General features: G+C 36.6%; 14 protein-coding genes. 6 read left to right on the top strand and 8 right to left on the bottom strand.

The features are described from left to right. Positions 1-10: 10 nt before the first annotated feature. Positions 11-1450 carry a 6-phospho-beta-glucosidase gene (locus ACYIAM_RS03900; protein WP_483747321.1) on the bottom strand — a complete coding sequence of 480 codons (1440 nt, stop codon included), beginning with the start codon at positions 1448-1450 and terminating at the stop codon, positions 11-13. Between the two features lie 13 nt (positions 1451-1463). After that, a complete protein-coding gene (locus tag ACYIAM_RS03895; RefSeq protein WP_483747320.1) occupies positions 1464-3353 on the bottom strand; it encodes a glucose PTS transporter subunit IIA in 1890 nt (629 codons plus the stop codon). 176 nt (positions 3354-3529) lie between these two features. Here ACYIAM_RS03895 and ACYIAM_RS03890 point away from each other — a divergent pair, with 176 nt between their 5' ends. After that, complete coding sequence (locus ACYIAM_RS03890) at positions 3530-4234, top strand: GntR family transcriptional regulator (RefSeq protein ID WP_483747319.1); 705 nt, start codon at positions 3530-3532, stop codon at positions 4232-4234. A gap of 85 nt (positions 4235-4319) precedes the next feature. Here the strand turns inward: ACYIAM_RS03890 and ACYIAM_RS03885 are convergent, their stop codons facing one another. The 5 genes from ACYIAM_RS03885 to ACYIAM_RS03865 all read right to left on the bottom strand — a co-directional run bounded on the left by ACYIAM_RS03885 (position 4320) and on the right by ACYIAM_RS03865 (position 11785). Continuing rightward, positions 4320-7421, bottom strand: coding sequence for a type I restriction endonuclease subunit R (locus ACYIAM_RS03885; RefSeq protein ID WP_483747318.1), 3102 nt, complete (start codon positions 7419-7421; stop codon positions 4320-4322). 12 nt (positions 7422-7433) lie between these two features. Next, entirely contained in the window at positions 7434-8549 is a 1116-nt protein-coding gene (locus ACYIAM_RS03880; RefSeq protein ID WP_483747317.1) for an anticodon nuclease, read from the bottom strand. Between the two features lie 20 nt (positions 8550-8569). Then, positions 8570-9727 (bottom strand): restriction endonuclease subunit S, encoded by a 1158-nt coding sequence (locus tag ACYIAM_RS03875; RefSeq protein WP_483747316.1) that lies wholly within the window; start codon positions 9725-9727, stop codon positions 8570-8572. A 2-nt stretch (positions 9728-9729) separates the two neighbouring features. Further along, positions 9730-11271: a type I restriction-modification system subunit M gene (locus ACYIAM_RS03870; RefSeq protein WP_483747331.1), complete on the bottom strand. Its 1542-nt coding sequence runs from the start codon at positions 11269-11271 to the stop codon at positions 9730-9732. A 361-nt stretch (positions 11272-11632) separates the two neighbouring features. Next, positions 11633-11785 carry a transposase gene (locus ACYIAM_RS03865; RefSeq protein WP_483747315.1) on the bottom strand — a complete coding sequence of 51 codons (153 nt, stop codon included), beginning with the start codon at positions 11783-11785 and terminating at the stop codon, positions 11633-11635. Positions 11786-12371: 586 nt separating this feature from the next. Here ACYIAM_RS03865 and ACYIAM_RS03860 point away from each other — a divergent pair. The 5 genes from ACYIAM_RS03860 to ACYIAM_RS03840 all read left to right on the top strand — a co-directional run bounded on the left by ACYIAM_RS03860 (position 12372) and on the right by ACYIAM_RS03840 (position 20067). Beyond that, positions 12372-14888: a type VI secretion system Vgr family protein gene (locus ACYIAM_RS03860; RefSeq protein ID WP_483747314.1), complete on the top strand. Its 2517-nt coding sequence runs from the start codon at positions 12372-12374 to the stop codon at positions 14886-14888. A gap of 2 nt (positions 14889-14890) precedes the next feature. Beyond that, positions 14891-15778 (top strand): DUF4123 domain-containing protein, encoded by an 888-nt coding sequence (locus ACYIAM_RS03855; RefSeq protein ID WP_483747313.1) that lies wholly within the window; start codon positions 14891-14893, stop codon positions 15776-15778. Next, positions 15765-18410, top strand: a complete 2646-nt coding sequence (locus tag ACYIAM_RS03850; protein ID WP_483747312.1) for a T6SS effector BTH_I2691 family protein — start codon at positions 15765-15767, stop codon at positions 18408-18410. The genes ACYIAM_RS03855 and ACYIAM_RS03850 overlap by 14 nt, the downstream gene beginning before the upstream one ends. Continuing rightward, positions 18410-19594 carry a DUF6708 domain-containing protein gene (locus ACYIAM_RS03845; protein ID WP_483747311.1) on the top strand — a complete coding sequence of 395 codons (1185 nt, stop codon included), beginning with the start codon at positions 18410-18412 and terminating at the stop codon, positions 19592-19594. Before ACYIAM_RS03850 ends, ACYIAM_RS03845 begins: the two co-directional genes overlap by 1 nt. Positions 19595-19704: 110 nt before the next feature. Further along, positions 19705-20067, top strand: coding sequence for a hypothetical protein (locus tag ACYIAM_RS03840; protein WP_483747310.1), 363 nt, complete (start codon positions 19705-19707; stop codon positions 20065-20067). Positions 20068-20225: 158 nt separating this feature from the next. Here ACYIAM_RS03840 and ACYIAM_RS03835 read toward each other — a convergent pair whose 3' ends face one another. Further along, the gene (locus ACYIAM_RS03835; protein WP_483747309.1) at positions 20226-20477 is read right to left on the bottom strand and encodes a hypothetical protein; all 252 of its coding nucleotides are present in this window, start codon (positions 20475-20477) and stop codon (positions 20226-20228) included.

The following is a 20477-nucleotide window of genomic DNA, read 5'->3' as shown; positions in this document are numbered from 1 at the left end:
TAACTGATAATTATGATTTTAAACTTGCACCGTTGGTGCTAATCACTTGTTTATACCACTCAAATGAATCTTTTTTATAACGCTTCATGCTACCGTTACCAGCATTGTCACGGTCAACATAAATCACGCCATAACGTTTTTTCATTTCGCCAGTGGTGAATGATACGACATCAATAATTCCCCATGCGGTATAGCCAATCACATCAACGCCATCATAATCCATGGCGGTTTGCATGGCTTTAATGTGTGCACCTAGATATTCAATACGAGGTTTGTCGTGTACTTGATTGCCGTTTTCAAGTTCATCAATTGCTCCAAAACCATTTTCTACAATAAACAGTGGTAATTGATAACGATCATACAAACGATTGAGTGTATAACGTAAACCTTCAGGGTCAATTGGCCAGCCCCAATCACTGCTTTTGATATAAGGATTTTCAACCGCATTAGGTAGCGCACCGTTAACGATGTTATCGCGATTGTCATTTTTGGCATCCGCTTTCACAACCGTTGACATATAGTAGCTAAAACCAATGTAATCAACCGTACCTTTTTTCAAATAAACTAAATCTTCTTCGGTGATATCTAGCTTATAGCCTTCACGCTCAAACTCTTTCAAAGCATAAGCAGGGTAATAACCACGAACGTGAACATCAGGGAAGAAGAAGCGTTGATGCATAGCAATTTCTGATGCCATCATATCTTCAGGGTTACAAGAATATGGATAAATTGGCACATGTGACACCATACAACCAATTTGAAAATCTGGATTGATTTTTTTACCGGCAATCACCGCTTTGGCACTGGCTAATAGTTCATAGTGAGCAACTTGATACAGGACTTCTTGCGGATTTTCGCCCGGCTTAACTTGTACGCCCGAGTTCGTCCAAAAGAAGATAGGGTTACTGGTGTCCATTTGATTATTGATTTCGTTAAATGTCATCCAGTATTTGACTTTATTTTTATAACGCTCAAAACACGCAGTGGCAAAACGTTCAAAAAATTCAACTGTTTTACGGTTTCTGAAACCACCATACTGACGAGCAATATGTAACGGCATTTCAAAATGCGATAAGGTGATAACAGGTTCAATACCGTGAGCAATTAACTCATCAAAAACGTTATCATAAAAGCGAAGTCCTTCTTCGTTTGGTTCAAGCTCATCACCTTTTGGAAAAATTCGAGTCCACGCGATCGAGGTGCGTAAACATTTAAGACCTAATTCGGCAAAAAGTTTGATATCGTCTTTATAATGATGATAGAAATCAATCGCGGTATGATTTGGATAAAATTTATCCGCTTCGATATCTTGGGTGATTTGTCTTGCAACGCCATGAGCGCCTGCGGTCATAACATCAACCACGCTTGGTCCTTTACCGCCTTCGTTCCAGCCACCTTCAAATTGGTGAGCGGCTAAAGCACCGCCCCATAAAAATGGTTTTTTAGTCATTTTTGATTCCTTGTTATTGCTTAATTTTAAATATGATATCATCAACGGTTACTTCTGTTTTATCAGTTAATGAAATGAATTGGTATTGATCGGTATTAACAATAATAATTGGGGTGATTAACGGGTAGCCTGCTTGCTTAATTGCCTCAGGATTGAAGCTGATGAGTAAATCACCTTTTTTCACTTTTTGGTGTAATTCAACGTGATATGCAAACTCGTTATTAGTCAAATTAACCGTATCAATCCCCACATGAATTAGTAACTCAACGCCGTTATCTAATGTTAACCCAATGGCATGTTTAGAATTTTCAAATACCGCAGTTACCTCGGCATCAAAAGGCGCATAAACGTGATTATCAGTAGGTTCAATTGCAATCCCTTCGCCCATCAGTTTTTGTGAAAAAGCAGGATCGGGCACTTCACTTAGTGGTAAAGCATGTCCTGCCATTGGACTGGTAATGTCAACTTCATCAAGAAGAATTTTAGGATTATCATCTTGGTTATTAATAGTCTCTTTATTATTAACTGTATCTTGTATGGTTTCGCCAGTGCCCAAAATTTGGATCAAAACTACAGGTCCAAAAAAAGCAATAAGCGCACCAATTAAGACACCAGTAAATGAATCTGGATTATTAGGGCTAATCGCATTGACGATAGTTAAAGGGCCAGGCAAACCAGCGTAAGCAACATAGTGAGGTGCAACAAATCCAGCCACAATACCACCACAAGCAGCCGAAATACAACCATAAATAAATGGCTTTTTAAAACGTAAGTTAACGCCATAAATAGCAGGTTCGGTTATACCAAATAAGCCAGTGATAAAAGCGGATAACGAAATGCCTTTCATCTCTTGTGTTTTGGTTTTTAAATAAAAACCAAATGCTGCCCCGACTTGACCAATAACGGCAATGGTTTGAAACGCTTGGAAAGAGTCTTGACCATACTGTTTAAAGTTTTCAACGATAACAGGTGTGATCCCCCAATGCACGCCAAAAATAACAAAGACTTGCCAAACGGCTCCGATAATCCCACCAGCTATTGAAGGTGCTAGACTGACAAACCAATTATAGCCATTGGCAATGTATTGTGCACCATTTGCGGTTAATGGACCAACAACAAGTAATGTTAAAGGTACCATAATGACAAGACTAAATAATGGCAATAGAACCGGTTTTATAATGCTGTGCAGGCGAGGTTCTAAGAAGCGTTCTAAATAAGAGAGTAGCCAAACTAAAAATAGCGGTGGTAAAACAGTTGAGGCATAGGTGGTTTTCGATAGCGCAATGCCAAATAGATCAATTTCTTGCCCCTCGCTTATTAGTTTTGCAAACTCAGTCCATGTCGGCGATAACAGCGCTGCACAGCAAGCAACTGCGATATAAAGGTTGCAACGGAAATGCTGTGAAGCGGTAATGGCAATAAATATAGGTAAAAAGACAAAAGGGGCCCAAGAGATGAAATTGAATACCTCAAAGGTGCCAGTTTTTTCTAAATCAGGGCATGCCAATTTAAGTAAAATCAAGATGCCTTGCAAAATCCCTGATGCCGCTAAAATATAAACAAAAGGGGCAAATACGGCAGACATGGTTGCAATGATGCGATTTAATATATTGCTATCATTTCCAGCTTCAATTTTGTTATCAATATTAACTAGTTGAGTAAAAGCGTTATAAACTTTATCAACATGCGTACCAATAACCACTTGGATTTGACCACCTTTTTCAACAACGGTAATCACGCCCGGCAATTTAGCAATGTTTTCTTTTGCGTGATCTGGTGTATGTTGGGTAACAAGGCGAAGACGCGTTGCACAGCGAGAAACGGTGACAATATTCTTTTCACCGCCTAACTCATTTAAAATATCAACGGCTAGTTTGTTATAATCTCTAATTTTTGATGACATCCATAATACTCCTAAAAGCAATTTAGTAAGGTTATCTTATAGACAATTTCAAAATTGTTAATGACCAATTATATTGTTTGTGATCTAGATCGACTTTTTATATCATTTAATTTAAAAGTTAACCTAATCTGTATAAAATAATAGTTAAATTACTTACTCAATAAAAAGATATATAAATGATTAAATATCAAGATGTTGCCAAAAAAATTAAACAGACGATCTATCAGCAGCAATTAGCTAAAGGCACTCAACTTGCCAATATTGAAGGGTTGATTAATCAGTATCAGGTAAGTCGTAGCACAATTATTAAAGCGCTCAATTGTCTGGAACGACAAGGTGTTATTTATCAAGTGCAAGGCAGTGGCATTTTTGTTCGTGAACGCAAAAAAAGAGGCTACCTCAATTTTTTACAAAGTCATGGTTTTACCATTGATTTAGAAGATGTTTATGGTTCATCAACAGTTTTTAATGTCGATATTATCAAGCCCTGTTCCAAAGTGAAAGAGAATCTACAATGTGATGATCAGGAAGAAGTTTATTTTATTAAACGACTACGTTACGTTGAAGGTAAATTATATGGCTTAGAGCAATCGTATTATCGCAAAAAGTTAATTTGTTATTTAAATAAAGAGATCGTTGAAAATTCAATTTTCAATTATATTCAAGAAAATTATAATATTAATATTGGTTTTTCGGATAAATATATGCAAGTGATAAAGCTTGATGCTGAAATGGCGCAATATTTAGGACTGCAAGCGGGAGAGCCAGCACTTTGTGTTGAAGAAATATTTTATACCTCGTCTGGTGAACCTTTTGATTTTTCAAAAATCATTTATCATTATGAACATGCAAGATTTTGTATACAAAATCACTCAAAGTAAGTTTGAGTGATGAGTTATTAGGAAGATGAATAAGAAATCGATCATTCATCTTCCTTTAATTATTAGCGAATTTAACTGTTAACAATTAAATTTTACCACCAACGCCCTTAAATTTTTCAACCAATGCGGCGATTTTTTCAAAAACACGGCTCTTTTTAATTAAATATTGAGGATTAAGTGGACTCATTTTAGGTAGAATCTCGTTCAGCTCTGTGCCATTTTCAGTTGCATACTCTCGCTTCAACGACGAGGCAATATAGCGTTTTGTGGCTGCTTCGTTTAAATTTTCTTCTTCAATTAAGGTATTTAGTTCTACCTGTAACTCTTGCTGTGCATATAAGAAAAACGCATCAATAATCGAGGCTTTATCTGGAATAGCGTCAAGATCGGTTTGTTTTATAAATTCGACAACTAGCTCCTCTTTAGCGCGATTTTCTAAACTCGATCGAATTAATCGCTGAGCATCTTCGACAATGTCTTGTTTGGTTTTTTCTTGCTTATTTTGTTCATAAATTAACTCAAGAATATAATCCAGATTGATCTCTTGCGATTTTAATAGATCAATTTCGAAAACCACATCATCCCAGTCAAATCTTTGCTGATCTTGTTGATTGGCTTCTTTTTCTCGGCGTAGCCAATCACGAATATCATTATAAGTTGAACGATAATTTTGAATTGCGCGGTCAGTTGGTAGTTTAACTGCTTGCATTTTTTGCAGATCTTCATCAGTCACATAATGCTTGTTTTTAAACGCTAAAACCGCTTGCTCATCAGTCATATCTAATTGTTGGAAATCTTTTAATGCAACAAATTCATCATAATTTTGCAACACATTGTCAGCACGCAAGTATTCGCCAAATAATTTAACAAACGCTTTTTTATCTTTGTCGGTAATAATTTCGTCAGGATGTGGGAATTTATCTTGCAACTCGGTAACGATAGCTAAATAGCCATGGTGCAATTCGCCTGAACTTTTATCAGTAAACCCTTCCATGTATTCCTTAAAGCTTTTTTCTAACACCACTTCACGAGTATTACTTTTACCAAATGTTTTTATCGCATCAATGGTGGCTTGTTCTAAATCACGGAACGCCACAATATTGCCAAAGGTTTTAGTGGCATTATAGATTCGATTGGTGCGTGAAAAGGCTTGAATTAATCCATGGTATCGCAGGTTTTTATCGACAAATAACGTATTGAGCGTTGGCGCATCAAAGCCAGTTAAGAACATGCCAACGACAATTAATAGATCGACTTCTTGATTTTTTACTTTTAAAGACAGATCACGATAATAGTTTTGAAATTGATCGCAACTGACATCAAAGTTAGTTTTAAACATCTGATTATAATCTGCTATCGCAGCAGCTAAAAACTCTTTAGCACTTTGATTTAAGGCATCGGTTTCAAAACTTTCATCGGCAAAATTACCCTGTGCATCTTGTTCTTCATTGGCAGAATAAGAAAATATCGTGGCTATTTTTAATGGCTGATTGGCATTTTTTTGTAATTTTTTGAATGATTCATAATAGAGTTTAGCCGCATCGACACTACTTACTGCAAACATGGCATTAAACCCTTTACTTTTGCCCATTAAGCGGTGGGTTTTTTGTTTAAAATTATTCAAAATATATTGTGTGATTTGCTCAATACGGTTTGGGTGGAGCAGTGCTTTTTTATTTTCAGCAGCGCTAAGTTTTTCGAGATCTTGTTCTTGCTCTATCGATTTAAAATTAGGGCGCACATCATTATAGTCAACTTTAAATTTTAGTACCTTTTCGTCACGAATTGCATCGGTTAATACATAAGCGTGCAGTTCACGACCAAAAACATCTGCCGTGGTTTGTGTTCCTATTGCGTTAGTATGCATAATCGGCGTGCCAGTAAAACCAAATTGGTAATACTTTTTAAATTTACGCTTTAAATTTTTTTGAGCTTCACCAAACTGAGAGCGGTGCGCTTCGTCAAAAATAAATACCACATGTTTATCATAGATTGCTAAACTATCGTCGCTTTTCATTAAATTATTAAGCTTTTGAATCGTGGTGACAATAATTTTATTATCGGTTTTCTCAATATTGCGTTTAAGTCCAGCGGTACTATTTGAGCCATTGACACTATCTTTTGAAAATTTTTGATACTCTTTCATGGTTTGATAATCCAGATCTTTACGATCCACCACAAAAAAGACTTTATCAATAAATTCCAGTTCGGTGGCTAACCGCGCCGTTTTAAAACTGGTTAATGTTTTGCCTGATCCTGTTGTGTGCCAAATAAAACCGCCACTTTGTAAGCTACTCCACTTTTTGGCATGATAAGCGCTAATGATTTGCCACAATATACGCTCGGTGGCGGCAATTTGGTAAGGGCGCATAATTAATAATGTGTCATTCACATCAAGCACCGAATAAGTCAGTAACACATTTAACAGCGTTCGGCTGGCAAAAAAGGTGGCAGTAAAGTCTTTTAGATCTTTTATCGGCTCATTTTTAACATTTGCCCAATTCATTGTAAAATCAAAGCTGTTTTTATCGCGCTTAGTGGTGTTAGCAAAATAGCGGGTGTCGGTGCCATTTGAGATAACAAATAGTTGTAAATATTTAAATAGTGAGTTGTCTTGATTAAAACTCTCTTTACTGTAACGATGCACTTGGTTAAAGGCTTCACGAATGGCAATACCCCGCTTTTTTAATTCAACTTGCACAAGGGGCAAGCCATTCACTAAAATCGTCACATCATAACGATTTGCATAATTGCCAGTTTGCTGAAATTGACGGATAACTTGTAATTTATTATTGGTGACATCTTTTTTATCTAACAGCTTGATATTTTGAATATGGCCATCATCAAAAACAAAATCATAAATATGATCGTGGTGGATTTTGCGACTTTTATCGATCATCGATTCATTGGGTTTATCTAAATACTCTAATACAAAACGTCGCCATTCATCATCAGTAAATTGCATTTTATTGAGTGTTTGTAATTGCTCGCGAATATTGGCTAATAACTTTGCATGCGTATTTAAATTAGGTAAATATTCATAACCTTGTCGAGTTAAATCATGAATAAATTCGTTTTCTAAATCCGTTTCAGTCTGATAAACAGCTGCCGTCTCTTCAAGCTTGTTGTAGTTATCTAAAATAATGTAGCTATTGGTTTCGGCAATTGGTTTTGTATAAGTCGTCATATTCTATTCCAGTTATTTAAAATTATAATTTTCGAGTAGATGATTAAGTAAAAAGGCAACAATCTGCTTTTCAGGCTCGGAAGGTTCAGGGATCATTTCATTGGATAATTTTGAATGACTTGTAAAATTGATAATTCGTGTTAAATAAACTTGTTTATCGTCAGGCAATAATTCTGACCATTGCGGATAGCCTAAAAAACCGGCGGTTTTTTCATATAAGTTACGTAATAGGGTAAAATGATATTTTTCAATTTTTTGTTCGCGAATGGCTTGTTGTAAAATATCTTTTAAATAAAGATGATAAGAAAAACAGTGATTTGAATCGCCTTTTTTATCTTCTAATGCAAATTTACCGTCCTCAAATCGTCTTAAAATATAACCATTTTTTAAACCTAATTCATTATAAAGCACATTATAAAACAGTGGGTTATGGGTCGTAATAATAAATTTAATATCAGTTCTACTGGATTCGAATTCACTGGATTTGATTAATTGGGCAATATCTACCGCCAATTGGATAAGGTGATTTTCGTCCAATGAACTGACGGGGTCATCAATAAAAATATAGCGTAAATGGTCAAATTCATTAGTCGAGCGTTCGCTTTTGTCAGTAATATTGCGCTCTGCAATAACTAAGTTAATCAGTGTAAAAAAAATGCTCCAAATTAAATTGTTTTCTTCGCCTTTGGAGATTTTAATATTATCAATACGCTGATCATTATCCCCTGCTAGCGAAAAACTAATAGCAGAAAAATCCTCGTTGAAATGTGGCAGTAATCTTTGGTGAGTATAGGATTGAAAGTAACGAACAATATTTTGGTCTTGTCCTTGGTCTTTTAAAATCCAGTCAGTAAATGAGTTAGGTTGTATGATTAACTGATGTTCACCCTCTTGGTGTTTATCATTATCCCAAGCAAATAAATCCTCAGTAAAAGCGTTATAGTACAGGATATTGTGCCTTGTTAAGGCTGCATTATTCTCTTTATCATCTTTACGTTGCGATATAATTAAATTCTTAAAGGTTTGAGATAAACGTGTTTTACCAGTTCCGTTAAATGCATATATTAATTGGACTTTTCTATTGTTTTTATCCAGCTTTTCAGCAATATTCCTTAATGTGGCATTCATTTTTTTATAACTCTATCTTATTATTCTTGCACTTTCGGAAAGTCTAATAATAAATTCCGATAATATTCATATTGTTTTTGGCGTAATGCAATCTCACGCGGTAAACCCTCGGTGATTGAATTGGTGAGCGCATCGAATTTATCTAAGATTTCGACAATACGAGCTTGTTCCTTGAGTGGGGGAATAGGGATTTTTAATTTTTCAATAATCGTACGTGGTAGTCTAGGAATACTTGATCTTCTTACTTGAGATGAAATATATTCCTGTTTGTTTTTTAATACATAAAATAAATATCTATTTAATAAATTTTTTGAGCATTCAAAATAAAAACAGTCATCGGCAGCCCAAAATTTTTCCGAACTATAACCAATTTCGCCTGCTGCACCTGCGCTTATTATAAATGTTGTATTTTCTTTAGTATTAGCTTTTTCGTAATAACCTAAGGGAGTTAAACTATTTTGGTAAACATGATAACCATTTTTTTGTGACAATTGGTTTCGGGTAACACGAATCCCTCTTTTTAAAGAAGCAAATTCACTTATTAATTTCCACTCAACCTCATCCTCTTTAAAGGTCAACAATTTATCTCGATAATAGTTGTATTGTTTTTTCCGTGCAGTAAACTCTGCTGTGAGCTCTGCTGTGAGCTCTGCTGTGAGGGCTGTAAATGTGTCTAAAATACGGACGATTTCGGTTTGAACGTGTAGAGGGGGGATGGGGATCTCAAGTTTTCTAATAATCTGAGCATTAATATTTGTTTGTGTACCAGTACCAAGTGATTTTATATATGTATATTTACTAGATAAAAAATGAAATATATATCTATAATTTGCTATCTTTCTATCAAGATTTATATTTGCACATGCTTGATTAGTCGTCATGGGTATTTTATTAATACCTACTTTTCCAACTGTAGCACCATACATAGCAATAATTACACAATTTTTCGGTATCCATTTTGCGCTTGAATTATTTACTCCTTTTTCTGTAATTTTTACACCTGTATCCCAAATATTTCCAAAATTTATTTCTTGTGTTCGCAACCAAGGGATATCACCGCCATAATATTCAGAAATATTTGTTTTTGGTGTTCCTCCTGAAGATATTTTAGCCACTTCCCCCAGCGTCTTCCACTCAACCTCAACACCTTTTAGTAATTCAGTTATATTATTACGCATAATCATCCCTCAATCTCCGCCACAATTGCATCGATTTGGCAACGTAAACTATCAATTTTAGCTACTGTATCTTTTATTTTGGCATTAAGCTGGGTGATATCAATCACTTCACGGGTATCTTTGGCTTCAATATACGAACTGACTGATAAATTATAGTCATTTTGCGCAATGGTTTGATTATCGACCGATTTAGCAAAATATTCGATATCTTGCTTGCTATCAAATACTTGCATAATTTCTTGAATATGTTCATCAGTGAGCACATTATTATTGGTCTCTTTTTTAAACAGTCCACTGGCATCAATAAATTGTGTCGTTTTGACGGTTTTATTTTTAGCAAGCACCAAAATATTAACCGCAATCGATGTTCCATAAAATAAATTTGGTGCGAGCGAGATTACGGTTTCAACAAAATCATTATCGACCAAATATTTGCGAATTTTTTGTTCCGCACCACCACGATAAAATATCCCCGGAAAGGTAACAATCGCAGCTCGCCCACACTCGGACAGATAACTTAGTGCGTGCATAATAAAGGCAAAATCGGCTTTCGATTTTGGTGCTAGTACGCCAGCAGGTGCATATCGGTCATCATTAATTAAGGTTGGATCGTCACTGCCAATCCATTTAATTGAATAGGGTGGATTCGAAACGATTGCATCAAATAGCTTTTCGTCGCCAAATTTTGGATTAAGTAGCGTGTCGCCTAAAGCAATTTCGAATTTATCATAGTTGATATTGTGTAAAAACATATTCATTCGAGCAAGGTTATAGGTGGTATGATTAATCTCTTGACCGAAGAATCCATCCTCAATGATATGTTCATCAAACTGTTTTTTCGCTTGTAACAATAAAGAACCCGAACCTGCCGCTGGATCATAGATTTTATTGACCTTTGTTTGATTATGTAAGGCTAATTGTGAGATCAATTTCGATACATTCGGTGGCGTAAAAAATTCACCACCAGATTTACCAGCATTCGAGGCATAATTAGAGATCAAAAACTCATAAGCATCGCCAAACAGATCGATTTGATTGTCGGCAAAATCACCAAAATCGAGTTCGGCAACACCATTAAGTACCGCCGCTAACCGTTTGTTTTTATCGGCAACGGTATTACCTAATCGGTTACTGGTAGTATCAAAATCGGCAAATAATCCTTTAATATCGCTTTCTGACGGGTAACCATTAGCTGAACTTTCAATCGCATTAAAAATATTTTTTAAATCAGTATTTAAACTTGAATTGGTATTGGCTTGAGCTACAATTTTACAAAATAATTGGCTAGGATAAATAAAATAGCCTTTGGTTTTTATTGCGTCTTTTTTAACTTCATCGGTAATGACATCATCGGATAATGTGCTGTAATCGATACCTTCTTCACCACCTTCAATATAATTGGCAAAATTTTCACTAATAAATCGGTAAAATAATGAACCTAAAACATATTGCTTAAAATCCCAACCATCAACAGCACCGCGGACCTCGTCGGCAATTTTCCATATTTGGCGTTGTAGTTGATCTCGTTGTTGCGTTCCGGACATTGATTGGGGGTTATTAGAAGTCATATTTTCAAAATTCCTAAATAAAAAATAGGTATTGCCTAATAAGAAAGTAACCGATTTTTACTTTCTTATTAGGCATTTTATCGCTAACTGTTATAGGTGCCATATCATAGCTGATTTGTTGTTATTTTTCTATCTGCGGGCTTTTTTATTGCTTTATTTTGAATAAATCTAAGGTTAATAATTTCTTCCATTTTTCACATATCAAAAAACATCGATCTGGTCGCGCTCCTTGATTCTATTTGTCTTGATAATCCTAAATATTGACATAGCTTTGTTATACTATAACGAGGTCGATTTGCTTTTAGGACAGTGATTTTCGCCCTATTATCAGTGCTGCTTACTTTAGAATATTGTTTTCCATACGGAGTTGTTTAAGCTCTTTGCGCAAAGCGATTAACTCTTGTTCTTGTGGACTACGATTATCTTTTGTTTTAAATAAGCCACTTTGGCTTGCTTGCGTTATCCAACGGTCCAATGCTGATGGTGTCAAATCCTATTGTGCAACGATTTCACTACGTGATTTACCATGTTGATAAAGACTGACCATTTGGTGTTTAAAATCATCAGTGAATGTTCGTCTTTTGTGTTTAATCTTATTCATATTAGTTCCTTTTTTAGTTGTGATAAGTTTACTTTACCCCTTAAAAAAGTTGTATGAATTAGTGTAGCCGATCCATTAATGCGTTTTTGCTTTATTTGAAATTTATCACTCTTCTTAAACAAATTAAAATAGGTTAATTTTGTAAAAAATATTCAGGAGTCTATACCGTTTCAGAATAAAATTATTTTAAATTTAATAAGTTAAATTTTTTATCGATAAAGCCTAACGTTGCTTAAATCGCTTGTTTAATAAAGGCGTTAAGCCACTATCAGTTACCGTTTTAACTAACTGAAATTATTCATATTAAACAAAGACATTGATTAAAAAAGTTAAATTTTGCGTTAAAATCGTTTATACTCTGTTTGCATTATCGCTTACATTGAAAATAGTCAGCATAAAAATAATGATATAGCGATAAACCAATCGCATAATAAAAAGTAGACGGTATTAATTTTAGAAATAACAGGGGGGAAACATGTCAAACGAACTTAATCGTCTTCTGGGTCAGCTTGGTGGCGGGTTTAGCGATTTAATGGCGGGCTTAGATGGCGTTAGTCATAATCGCTATACCTTAACGGTTGACGGGCTGGAAGCGCCGATGTCGGTTTTACATGTCGACGGTGATGAGTCGTTAAACCAGCCTTGGCGTTATGTTATCTCCTTTACTAGTACTGACAAAACCTTATCGCCTGATTCCTTTCTTAATCAAAAATCGACTTTCTCCTTTAATCCCGTTATCAACAAACCGTTAACTTCCGCTATCCGCTCGTTAAGTGATTTGCCCACGTTGACTAATAAACGTACCTTACATGGGGTGATTACTGAGTTTAGTCAGTTATCAGTCAATAAAGATGAAGCCCATTATCAGGTGGTGTTATCTTCGTGCTTAGCACGGCTAGATATTGGGCAACATAGTGCCATATTTCAAAATCAAAGCGTGGTCAGTGTGGTTGAAAAAGTGCTACGCAGTCATGGTTTGACGGGCATTGATTACCGTCTAGAGCTAAAAGATAGCTACCCTGAGCGGGAGTTTATCACCCAATGGCAAGAAAGTGACCTTGCCTTTATTCAACGCTTATTGGCCGATGTCGGTATTTGGTTTCGCTTTGAAACCCATGCTGAGCACCACTGTGATGTGATGGTATTAAGTGATTATGAGCAAGGCTATGCGCAGGTCGCTGATATCGACTATAAACCGCCTAGTGGCATGGCAGATAGTGGCGTTGAAAGTGTTTGGGATATCAGCCTGCATAGTGAAGTAGTGGCCTGTTCAGTCAAAGTACAAGACTATAACTACCGTGATGCCCTCGCCGATTTACAGGGTGAAGTTAACAGCCAACCCAAAGACCGCACCACCTATGGCACTGACTACCGTTATGCCGAGCACTATAAAGGTTTAGATAGCAACGGACAAGACAACCGGCAAAATAGTGGCGATAGTAACGATGATGATGATAATGATAATCGTGATAATGGCAATAACTTTAATGAGAATAACAGGCATGACGAGAATCAGATTGAAAGCGGTCAGTGGTATGCGCGTATTCGCCATGAACAGGCGATTAGCCAGCAAATTATCCTCAAAGGCAAGAGTAACCGCTATAACCTTGCCCCCGGTCAATGGATTAACCTCAACGGCAGTCCGCTGGCCGATATCAATGACGGTATCATTATTTTAAGTGTGCAGGGGCAGGGTAATCGCACTGATGCCTATGAACTCACCTTTACCGCCATTCCTTATCAAGCCTTAAAACCTTATCGCCCTGCGCCCATACGCTGGCCACAAGTCAGTGGCACATTACCTGCCCGTGTCACCAGTCCTAATCATGACACCTATGGTTATATCGACCCGCAAGGGCGCTATCGGGTTAAATTTAACTTTGATTTAAAAGAGTGGAAAAGTGGCACCGAAAGCTTATGGGTACGCTTAGCCAAACCTTATGCGGGTAACACCTATGGTTTTCACTTTCCCTTAATTGACGGCACTGAAGTGGCTATCGCCTTTATGCAGGGCAATCCCGATAGGCCGTATATTGCCCATGCGATGCATGACAGTGCTCACCCTGACCCTATTACCACCATTAACAAACACCGCAATGTGATTCGCACGCCAGCTAATAACAAACTGCGCATGGATGATAAACGCGGGAAAGAGCATATTAAACTGGCCACCGAATACGGCAAAACTCAGCTTAACCTAGGTCACTTAGTTAACGAAAAAAAACAACCCCGTGGTGAGGGCTTTGAACTGCGCACCGACGAATGGGGGGCGATTGCCGCTAATAGAGGCTTATACTTAACCACCCAAACCCAGCCGAAAGCGCAAGGCAAACAGCTCGATATGCAAGCGGCCATTGCCCAAATTGAAAATGCCTTATCCATTGCCAAAGCCCTACAAAATGCCGCTACCCAGTCCGAAGCACACAGCGCCGATACCGACAGCCAAGACCAACTTAAAGCCAACTTAACTCAGCTAACCCAAAGTGGCATTTTAGCCTATGCGCAAGAAGGCATAGCTCTAACCAGCCCTGAAAATATTCAACTGACAACAGCTAACAGCCTGACCTTAACCAGCGAACATCAAACCGACATTAACGCTTTAAAAAATGTCACTGTTTCATCGGGCGAGGCGATTGGCTTATTTGCCCAAAAAGCGGGCATGAAACTATTTGCCAACCAAGGCGATATTGAAGTGCAAGCTCAAAACGCCAACCTCAATATGGCCGCCAAGCAAGATATCAAAGTGGATAGTGTGGATGGTAAAACGCAGATAACAGCAGCCAAAGAGATAACGCTAATCTGTGGTGGCTCTTATATCAAAATCAGCAGCGAAGGCATTGAACTGGGCACACAGGATAATATCTATCTTAAATGTAATGTATTGCAAAAGATGGGGTCGGCGAATATGGACATTAAATCGAAATTACCACCTATTTGTTCTGGAGTTCAAGAAAACTCAACCAACGAACATGCTATTTTTGTGGAAAGATAATAATGAAAAATTTAATACCTGATAACCAAATTAGTCAAATAATTACTCAGCACTTAATGCAGTTTGGTAAATTACATTTACTTGTTGATCCCAAAATCAATGATGAATTCTTTTTAAAAAATTATTTTGATTTTGAGTCAATTGTTCCTGTTCGCGATAGGCAAGATACTGTATCGACAGATTATGAATGCTTACAGCTTTGCACAATATCCAAACAATCAATAGCCGAAAGTGCGCAATCAAAGCCAACATCGGTTTTAGAAGATATTATTCAAAACTTAAATGATAAAAAATCTGCAGCGATTGCGATCTTATTTTCACTATATCCTATTAATTATATTCAAAAACAAATTAGTAATGCCATGTTTATGCGCTATGATGGAAGCTATTATCTTTTTCGTTTTTATGACCCCAAAGTTTTAAATCATTTAGTTAGAATTTTTGATCAACAACAATTAGATAACTTATTCGGTGTAATTGAGTATTGGTATTATTGGCATGATAACTATATCGAACTACATCATAAACCAGAAATAATCTTATCTGATATTAACTATCAAATAAGCTCTCGCCAATGGCAACAACTTAATATTGCACAGACATATAATTATTACGAATACATTACAACAAATCAACAAAATAACACATTAACCACAGAGCAGAAAAAAACATTAAATCAGCTGTTAGAATGGGTGTATATGGCAAGTTACACGCAACCTGATAAACACATACTCAATTATATGGTTAGCTATATCATGGCTCAACCACCATCGTTTTTTCAATCAATAGATAAAGATCTATGTGCTAACCTTATTAATAATAAGGATATTAATAAAATTAAACAATATTTTAATGAATGGCAAGAAGGAATAAAGCATGGCATCGCTTGATAATTTACTAGGGCTATTGAAGACAAATGAACAAAATCCAGGTAAACGTTGTCCTAGTTGTCAAGACAAAGAGGGTAATTTATTTGTGCTACCAACTCGTTTGTCTATAGCTGGTTACCTATCGCGCAATGATATACCACCATTACCCAATTTTGTGCAAAAAAAAGTTAAAGATATACCATTAACACATTCTAAGTATTGTTTACAAATGCTTAGACAAGGTTATTTATACGTTTTAGAACATCGTAACACGGGCAAAAAATGGCGTGTATTTACCTCTAGCCCAGAGGGGTGTTTGATTGAACATAAAAATGTTGAAAACGTAAGTAATATTCCCCCTACTTATACCTGCAATATTGCATTTGATGGAGCCGATGCATCGTATATTAGTTTTAAAGAAAGTGAAAATATCATTAAGATCTATTTTATATTTGCACCTAATAAAATCAGTGCAAAGCTATTAGCGAAATATGAAGATCAGGATCTCTATTTACTTGACGGCATAACACCCGATGAAATTCGCAATGGAGTTAAATCAATATTACCAGATGAATTTTCACCCAATATTTTAGAATTTTCGACAGCAGAAAAGCTAGCAACCCAAGAGGAATTTTTAAATAACACGCCTTTTTGGGGTAATCAATCAGCTGAGCGATGTCAAGCATATCAAAAAAAACAGAACGTAGAATTTGTCTACTCCAAGCGTACAAATTTTAATGATGCATCCATAGGTAAGAATTTTTATCGTTATTTGTCGATATACAAAAAGCTGAAAAAACGTCAAGGTGCAGCCATTGTTGTCAACGATGCTATCGGCATCACTCAAAGTTTAAATAATCGGCGCAATCAAGCATTACAACAAAATATGAAACCTTGGATGGAAACTAAAGATAATGAAGGCATTTCTAACGAACACCGCTTACTAATTTCTAGACAGCTCTATGGGCTTAAAGACTCATTCCGTCAAATGCGCATTAAACAAATGATAAACAAGCAAAATCGACATTATGACTACTTGAGAATATATGGCTCAGATCCAGAGCTATCCGATGAGATGAAAGAAATTTTGAATAGATATATTGATGAAGATCAAGAACGGTATAAGAAAAACATTGATAATATCTATACCCAAGAAGCCTCGGAAGAAGAATTTAAAGAAAAATATTGGAACCGATTATCACAAGAAAAGCTCGATACCTTTCAAAAAAAATTTGATGAAAAAAGTCAATTTGCCGAACAAAAGGCAGAAAATCATAGCCAAGATTATATAAAGTGGTTAAAGTCTGCACACCTGCTGCTAGCGCTAGATTTTTATGACTCTAACGAAAAACTCGATGGCATTCAGTTTACTCTGCAAGTCAGTGCATGTATCTGTGGTGCAAGCGGCTCGCCTTCTGTAAGAAAACAATTTGATAAGTGGTGGAGTGCCTCCAAAATTACCCGTGAAAATTTATGTTGGCGTGCATATAGTTTTAATATTACAAGCATAATCGATACAATTAATGAGTATCTGGATTTGCAAAAAAAAATCATCATCAGCGATGGCCCTATTACAAATACTGACCATCTATCAACAATTGATACCGCTGTTGATTTACTTAATAAAATCACAGACCATATTAATCAAACGGGTCCCATAATTGATGACTTGGCGGCACGTGGCTTGCCTATTGCATTATTATCAATCTCATTTGCTGATTTAGTACGACATTTTTTAAAGGTAACTTCAACACAGGCTGAACAGCGAGTTCTTAACTTTTTTGGCAATATGATTTTGTCTAGAATTAATAAAGAGGCGCGAAAGCTGTATGGTTTACGCATTAATATTTGTGGAAAAAGTTTTACCGCTGACCCAGCAAAAGGCGCTGGACAAATAACCCGTAGAGCGAGGGAGCATTTTCAAAATGCCGATCTGGTTAATACCCGAATTGCCATGATCGTTTTCGGGTTTAGCGCTTATGACACAATCCGAAAAATTACACAAGGCAAATGGACAAATTGGCGAGAACGAGCCGAACTTGTTGCATCAGGGATGACAACCATAGCTGCAATATTCCAAATAGGGACTAGTGTTGTTGAATGTTGTATCGGTAGAGATCCAAAATCGATGACCACAATTACAACGCGTAATGCCTTTGGCCGAATATTTTTATGGGGTGCGACCTTATCGGCAATGGCAGGAGGAATGTCCGTATACTTTGATTTTATAGATGGTAAAAAAGCAAGTAAACGAAATAAAATAATAGAAATAGCTTATTATGCTAGAGCAATGGCAACCCTCGCGCTCAGTATATCACAATTCCTTGTGGCATTAGGTTCTTTAGTCCCATGGCTAAAAAGGATTGTAACTCAAAGTATTGAACGAACCTTGTTGGTCAGAGTGGCAGCAGTTGGCCTATTATTAGGGCAAGCAGTAACAATAAAATCGGTCGCTATTCTTCTTGCTCGTATTAATTTTTTTATAACTTTTTTTACTGTGTTAGCCACTATCGTAATTATCATCTTTGACGATAATGCATTACAAAAATGGTTAGATCGTTGCTGCTTTAGTAAAGATCCCAAACGTGATCAATTTGATGACTTAACCGAGGAGTTAAGTGAGTTTTATCAAGCAGTTCAGGGGACATTTTAATGTATATTGGTGAATATTTATTTTGGTTCAGTAGTGCAATTAAAACCGCAACTCGTAAAAAATTGAAAATGGGCTATTTTAGTGGCGATATGAAGTTAAGCGAAGTCGCCAAAGATTATACTAAAGAGTCGGTCAGTCATAATCCACGCCCGATAGGACCTTATTATGCCTATAATGATCGCTATTTAGAGATACGAGGGGGGATGTTTGAAAATTTTCGGGGGATTATTACTTGGATTAGTTTTGCTATATTTTTTATTCCTTATTCTAGTGGAGATCTAGGATTAAACACTATACTTGAATTATATCATCACGAATATCATAATTTTGCTGTGAGTATATTTGCAATAATATTTTATTCAACTATATTTTTAGTTTCATTGTATTTATGCATCCGCTACTTCCGTTATGTCTGTCGCTTGGAATTATTCACGCTTCGCCATATTCGGGTACGGTTTAATCGGGTAACACGGCAAGTGTATGTACAACGCCCTAAATATTGTGGCGGTACTGCAGTGTTTAAATGGGAACATATTATGCCCTCTAATTTTGGCGAGACAGGCTCGGATATGGGCGGTACCAACTTAGTTAATGTGTTCTCCTTTCACCCTTATAAAACTGGCTTTCCAGTTGCACAGTCCGTGGGCGTCGGTAAAAACACTTATGATCCCCAAGATTATAAAGATGAGTGGGAATTTATCCGACGTTATATGGAAGACGGTCCCCAAAATCTGCCCAAACCACGCCTAAGCACCCATTTACCCATGCCCTTTCATGGTATTGAAGGGCATATTCGCCCTATGATCCATCTAGCGAAAAATAACCCCAGTGTGATCATACTTTTAATGTTAATTCCTGTCTTTTTAATCTTATTGCCATTTTATACGGTGGGTTACTTTATTTCGGAATGCCTATGCTGGCAACCACGTTGGTCCAAAGTGATTAGGCAAGCAGGGCAACCCGGTAAACCGCTACCAAAAGAAACCACCCTATCAGATTACCCACCCGAGGTACAAAAGGCGATTTTAGATAGTAGCCAAGAGTGGGGCGTGATTGATGACGAAACAGGCGAACTTATTGACTATGGTCAATTTAAAAGACCCAAGAAAAAAGCCAGCCGAAAAAGAAAAACAAAAATAGCAAAACAAGCTGAAAAGCCTATAAAAGAGAACTCAGGGGATTAATTAGTAAGGTTAGATCAAAGCTGCTTGAGTAAAGATCCCAAACGTGATCAATTTGATGACTTAACCGAGGAGCTAAGTGAGTTTTATCAAGCAGTTCAGGGGACATTTTAATGTATATTGGTGAATATTTATTTTGGTTAAGTAGTGCAATTAAAACCGCAACGCGTAAAAAATTGAAAATGGGCTATTTTAGTGGTGATATGAAGTTAAGCGAAGTCGCCAAAGATTATACCAAAGAGTCAGTCAGTAATAACCCACGCCCGATTGGAGCTTATTATGCTTATAACGATCGCTATTTAGAGATACGAGGGGGGATGTTTGAAAATTTTCGGGGGATTATTACTTGGATTAGTTTGGCTATATTTTTTGTTTCTTTTTCATGTTGTAATGCTGGTGGATCGGCTACATTAATTCATTCAACTTTTTTAAGGGGTAAGGTAAACTTATCACAACTAAAAAAGGATCTAATATGAATAAGATTAAACGAAAAAGACGAACATTCAATGATGATTTTAAACACCAAATGGTCAGCCTTTATCAACACGGTAAATCACGTAGTGAAATCGTTGCACAATAGGATTTGACATCATCGGCATTGGACCGTTGGATAATGCAAGCAAGCCAAAGTGGCTCATTTAAAACAAAACCGTGTCAAAATCCCCCGAAAATTTTCAAACATACCGCCACGGATCTCTAAATAGCGATCGTTATAAGCATAGTAAGGTCCAATAGGGCGAGGGTGATTACTGACGGATTCTTGCGTGTAATCTTTTTGAACCTCTTTTAGCGTCATATCACCACTGGTATAATCCATTTTTAATTTTTTACGAGTTTCGGCTTTCATGGCGCTACCAAACCATAATAAAAATTCACCAACGTACAT

The organism is Gilliamella sp. X-60, assembly GCF_057063585.1.
The sequence above is the reverse complement of the archived record's forward strand: the minus strand, read 5'-3'. Positions and strand labels throughout refer to the sequence as shown.

Coding starts and splice junctions, on each gene's coding strand:
- ACYIAM_RS03875 (WP_483747316.1), bottom strand. CDS start 9,727: ATGCGTAATAATATAACTGAATTACTAAAAGGTGTTGAGGTTGAGTGG.
- ACYIAM_RS03900 (WP_483747321.1), bottom strand. CDS start 1,450: ATGACTAAAAAACCATTTTTATGGGGCGGTGCTTTAGCCGCTCACCAA.
- ACYIAM_RS03850 (WP_483747312.1), top strand. CDS start 15,765: ATGGCATCGCTTGATAATTTACTAGGGCTATTGAAGACAAATGAACAA.
- ACYIAM_RS03840 (WP_483747310.1), top strand. CDS start 19,705: ATGTATATTGGTGAATATTTATTTTGGTTAAGTAGTGCAATTAAAACC.
- ACYIAM_RS03860 (WP_483747314.1), top strand. CDS start 12,372: ATGTCAAACGAACTTAATCGTCTTCTGGGTCAGCTTGGTGGCGGGTTT.
- ACYIAM_RS03855 (WP_483747313.1), top strand. CDS start 14,891: ATGAAAAATTTAATACCTGATAACCAAATTAGTCAAATAATTACTCAG.
- ACYIAM_RS03870 (WP_483747331.1), bottom strand. CDS start 11,271: ATGTCCGGAACGCAACAACGAGATCAACTACAACGCCAAATATGGAAA.
- ACYIAM_RS03835 (WP_483747309.1), bottom strand. CDS start 20,477: ATGTACGTTGGTGAATTTTTATTATGGTTTGGTAGCGCCATGAAAGCC.
- ACYIAM_RS03895 (WP_483747320.1), bottom strand. CDS start 3,353: ATGTCATCAAAAATTAGAGATTATAACAAACTAGCCGTTGATATTTTA.
- ACYIAM_RS03880 (WP_483747317.1), bottom strand. CDS start 8,549: ATGAATGCCACATTAAGGAATATTGCTGAAAAGCTGGATAAAAACAAT.
- ACYIAM_RS03885 (WP_483747318.1), bottom strand. CDS start 7,421: ATGACGACTTATACAAAACCAATTGCCGAAACCAATAGCTACATTATT.
- ACYIAM_RS03845 (WP_483747311.1), top strand. CDS start 18,410: ATGTATATTGGTGAATATTTATTTTGGTTCAGTAGTGCAATTAAAACC.
- ACYIAM_RS03890 (WP_483747319.1), top strand. CDS start 3,530: ATGATTAAATATCAAGATGTTGCCAAAAAAATTAAACAGACGATCTAT.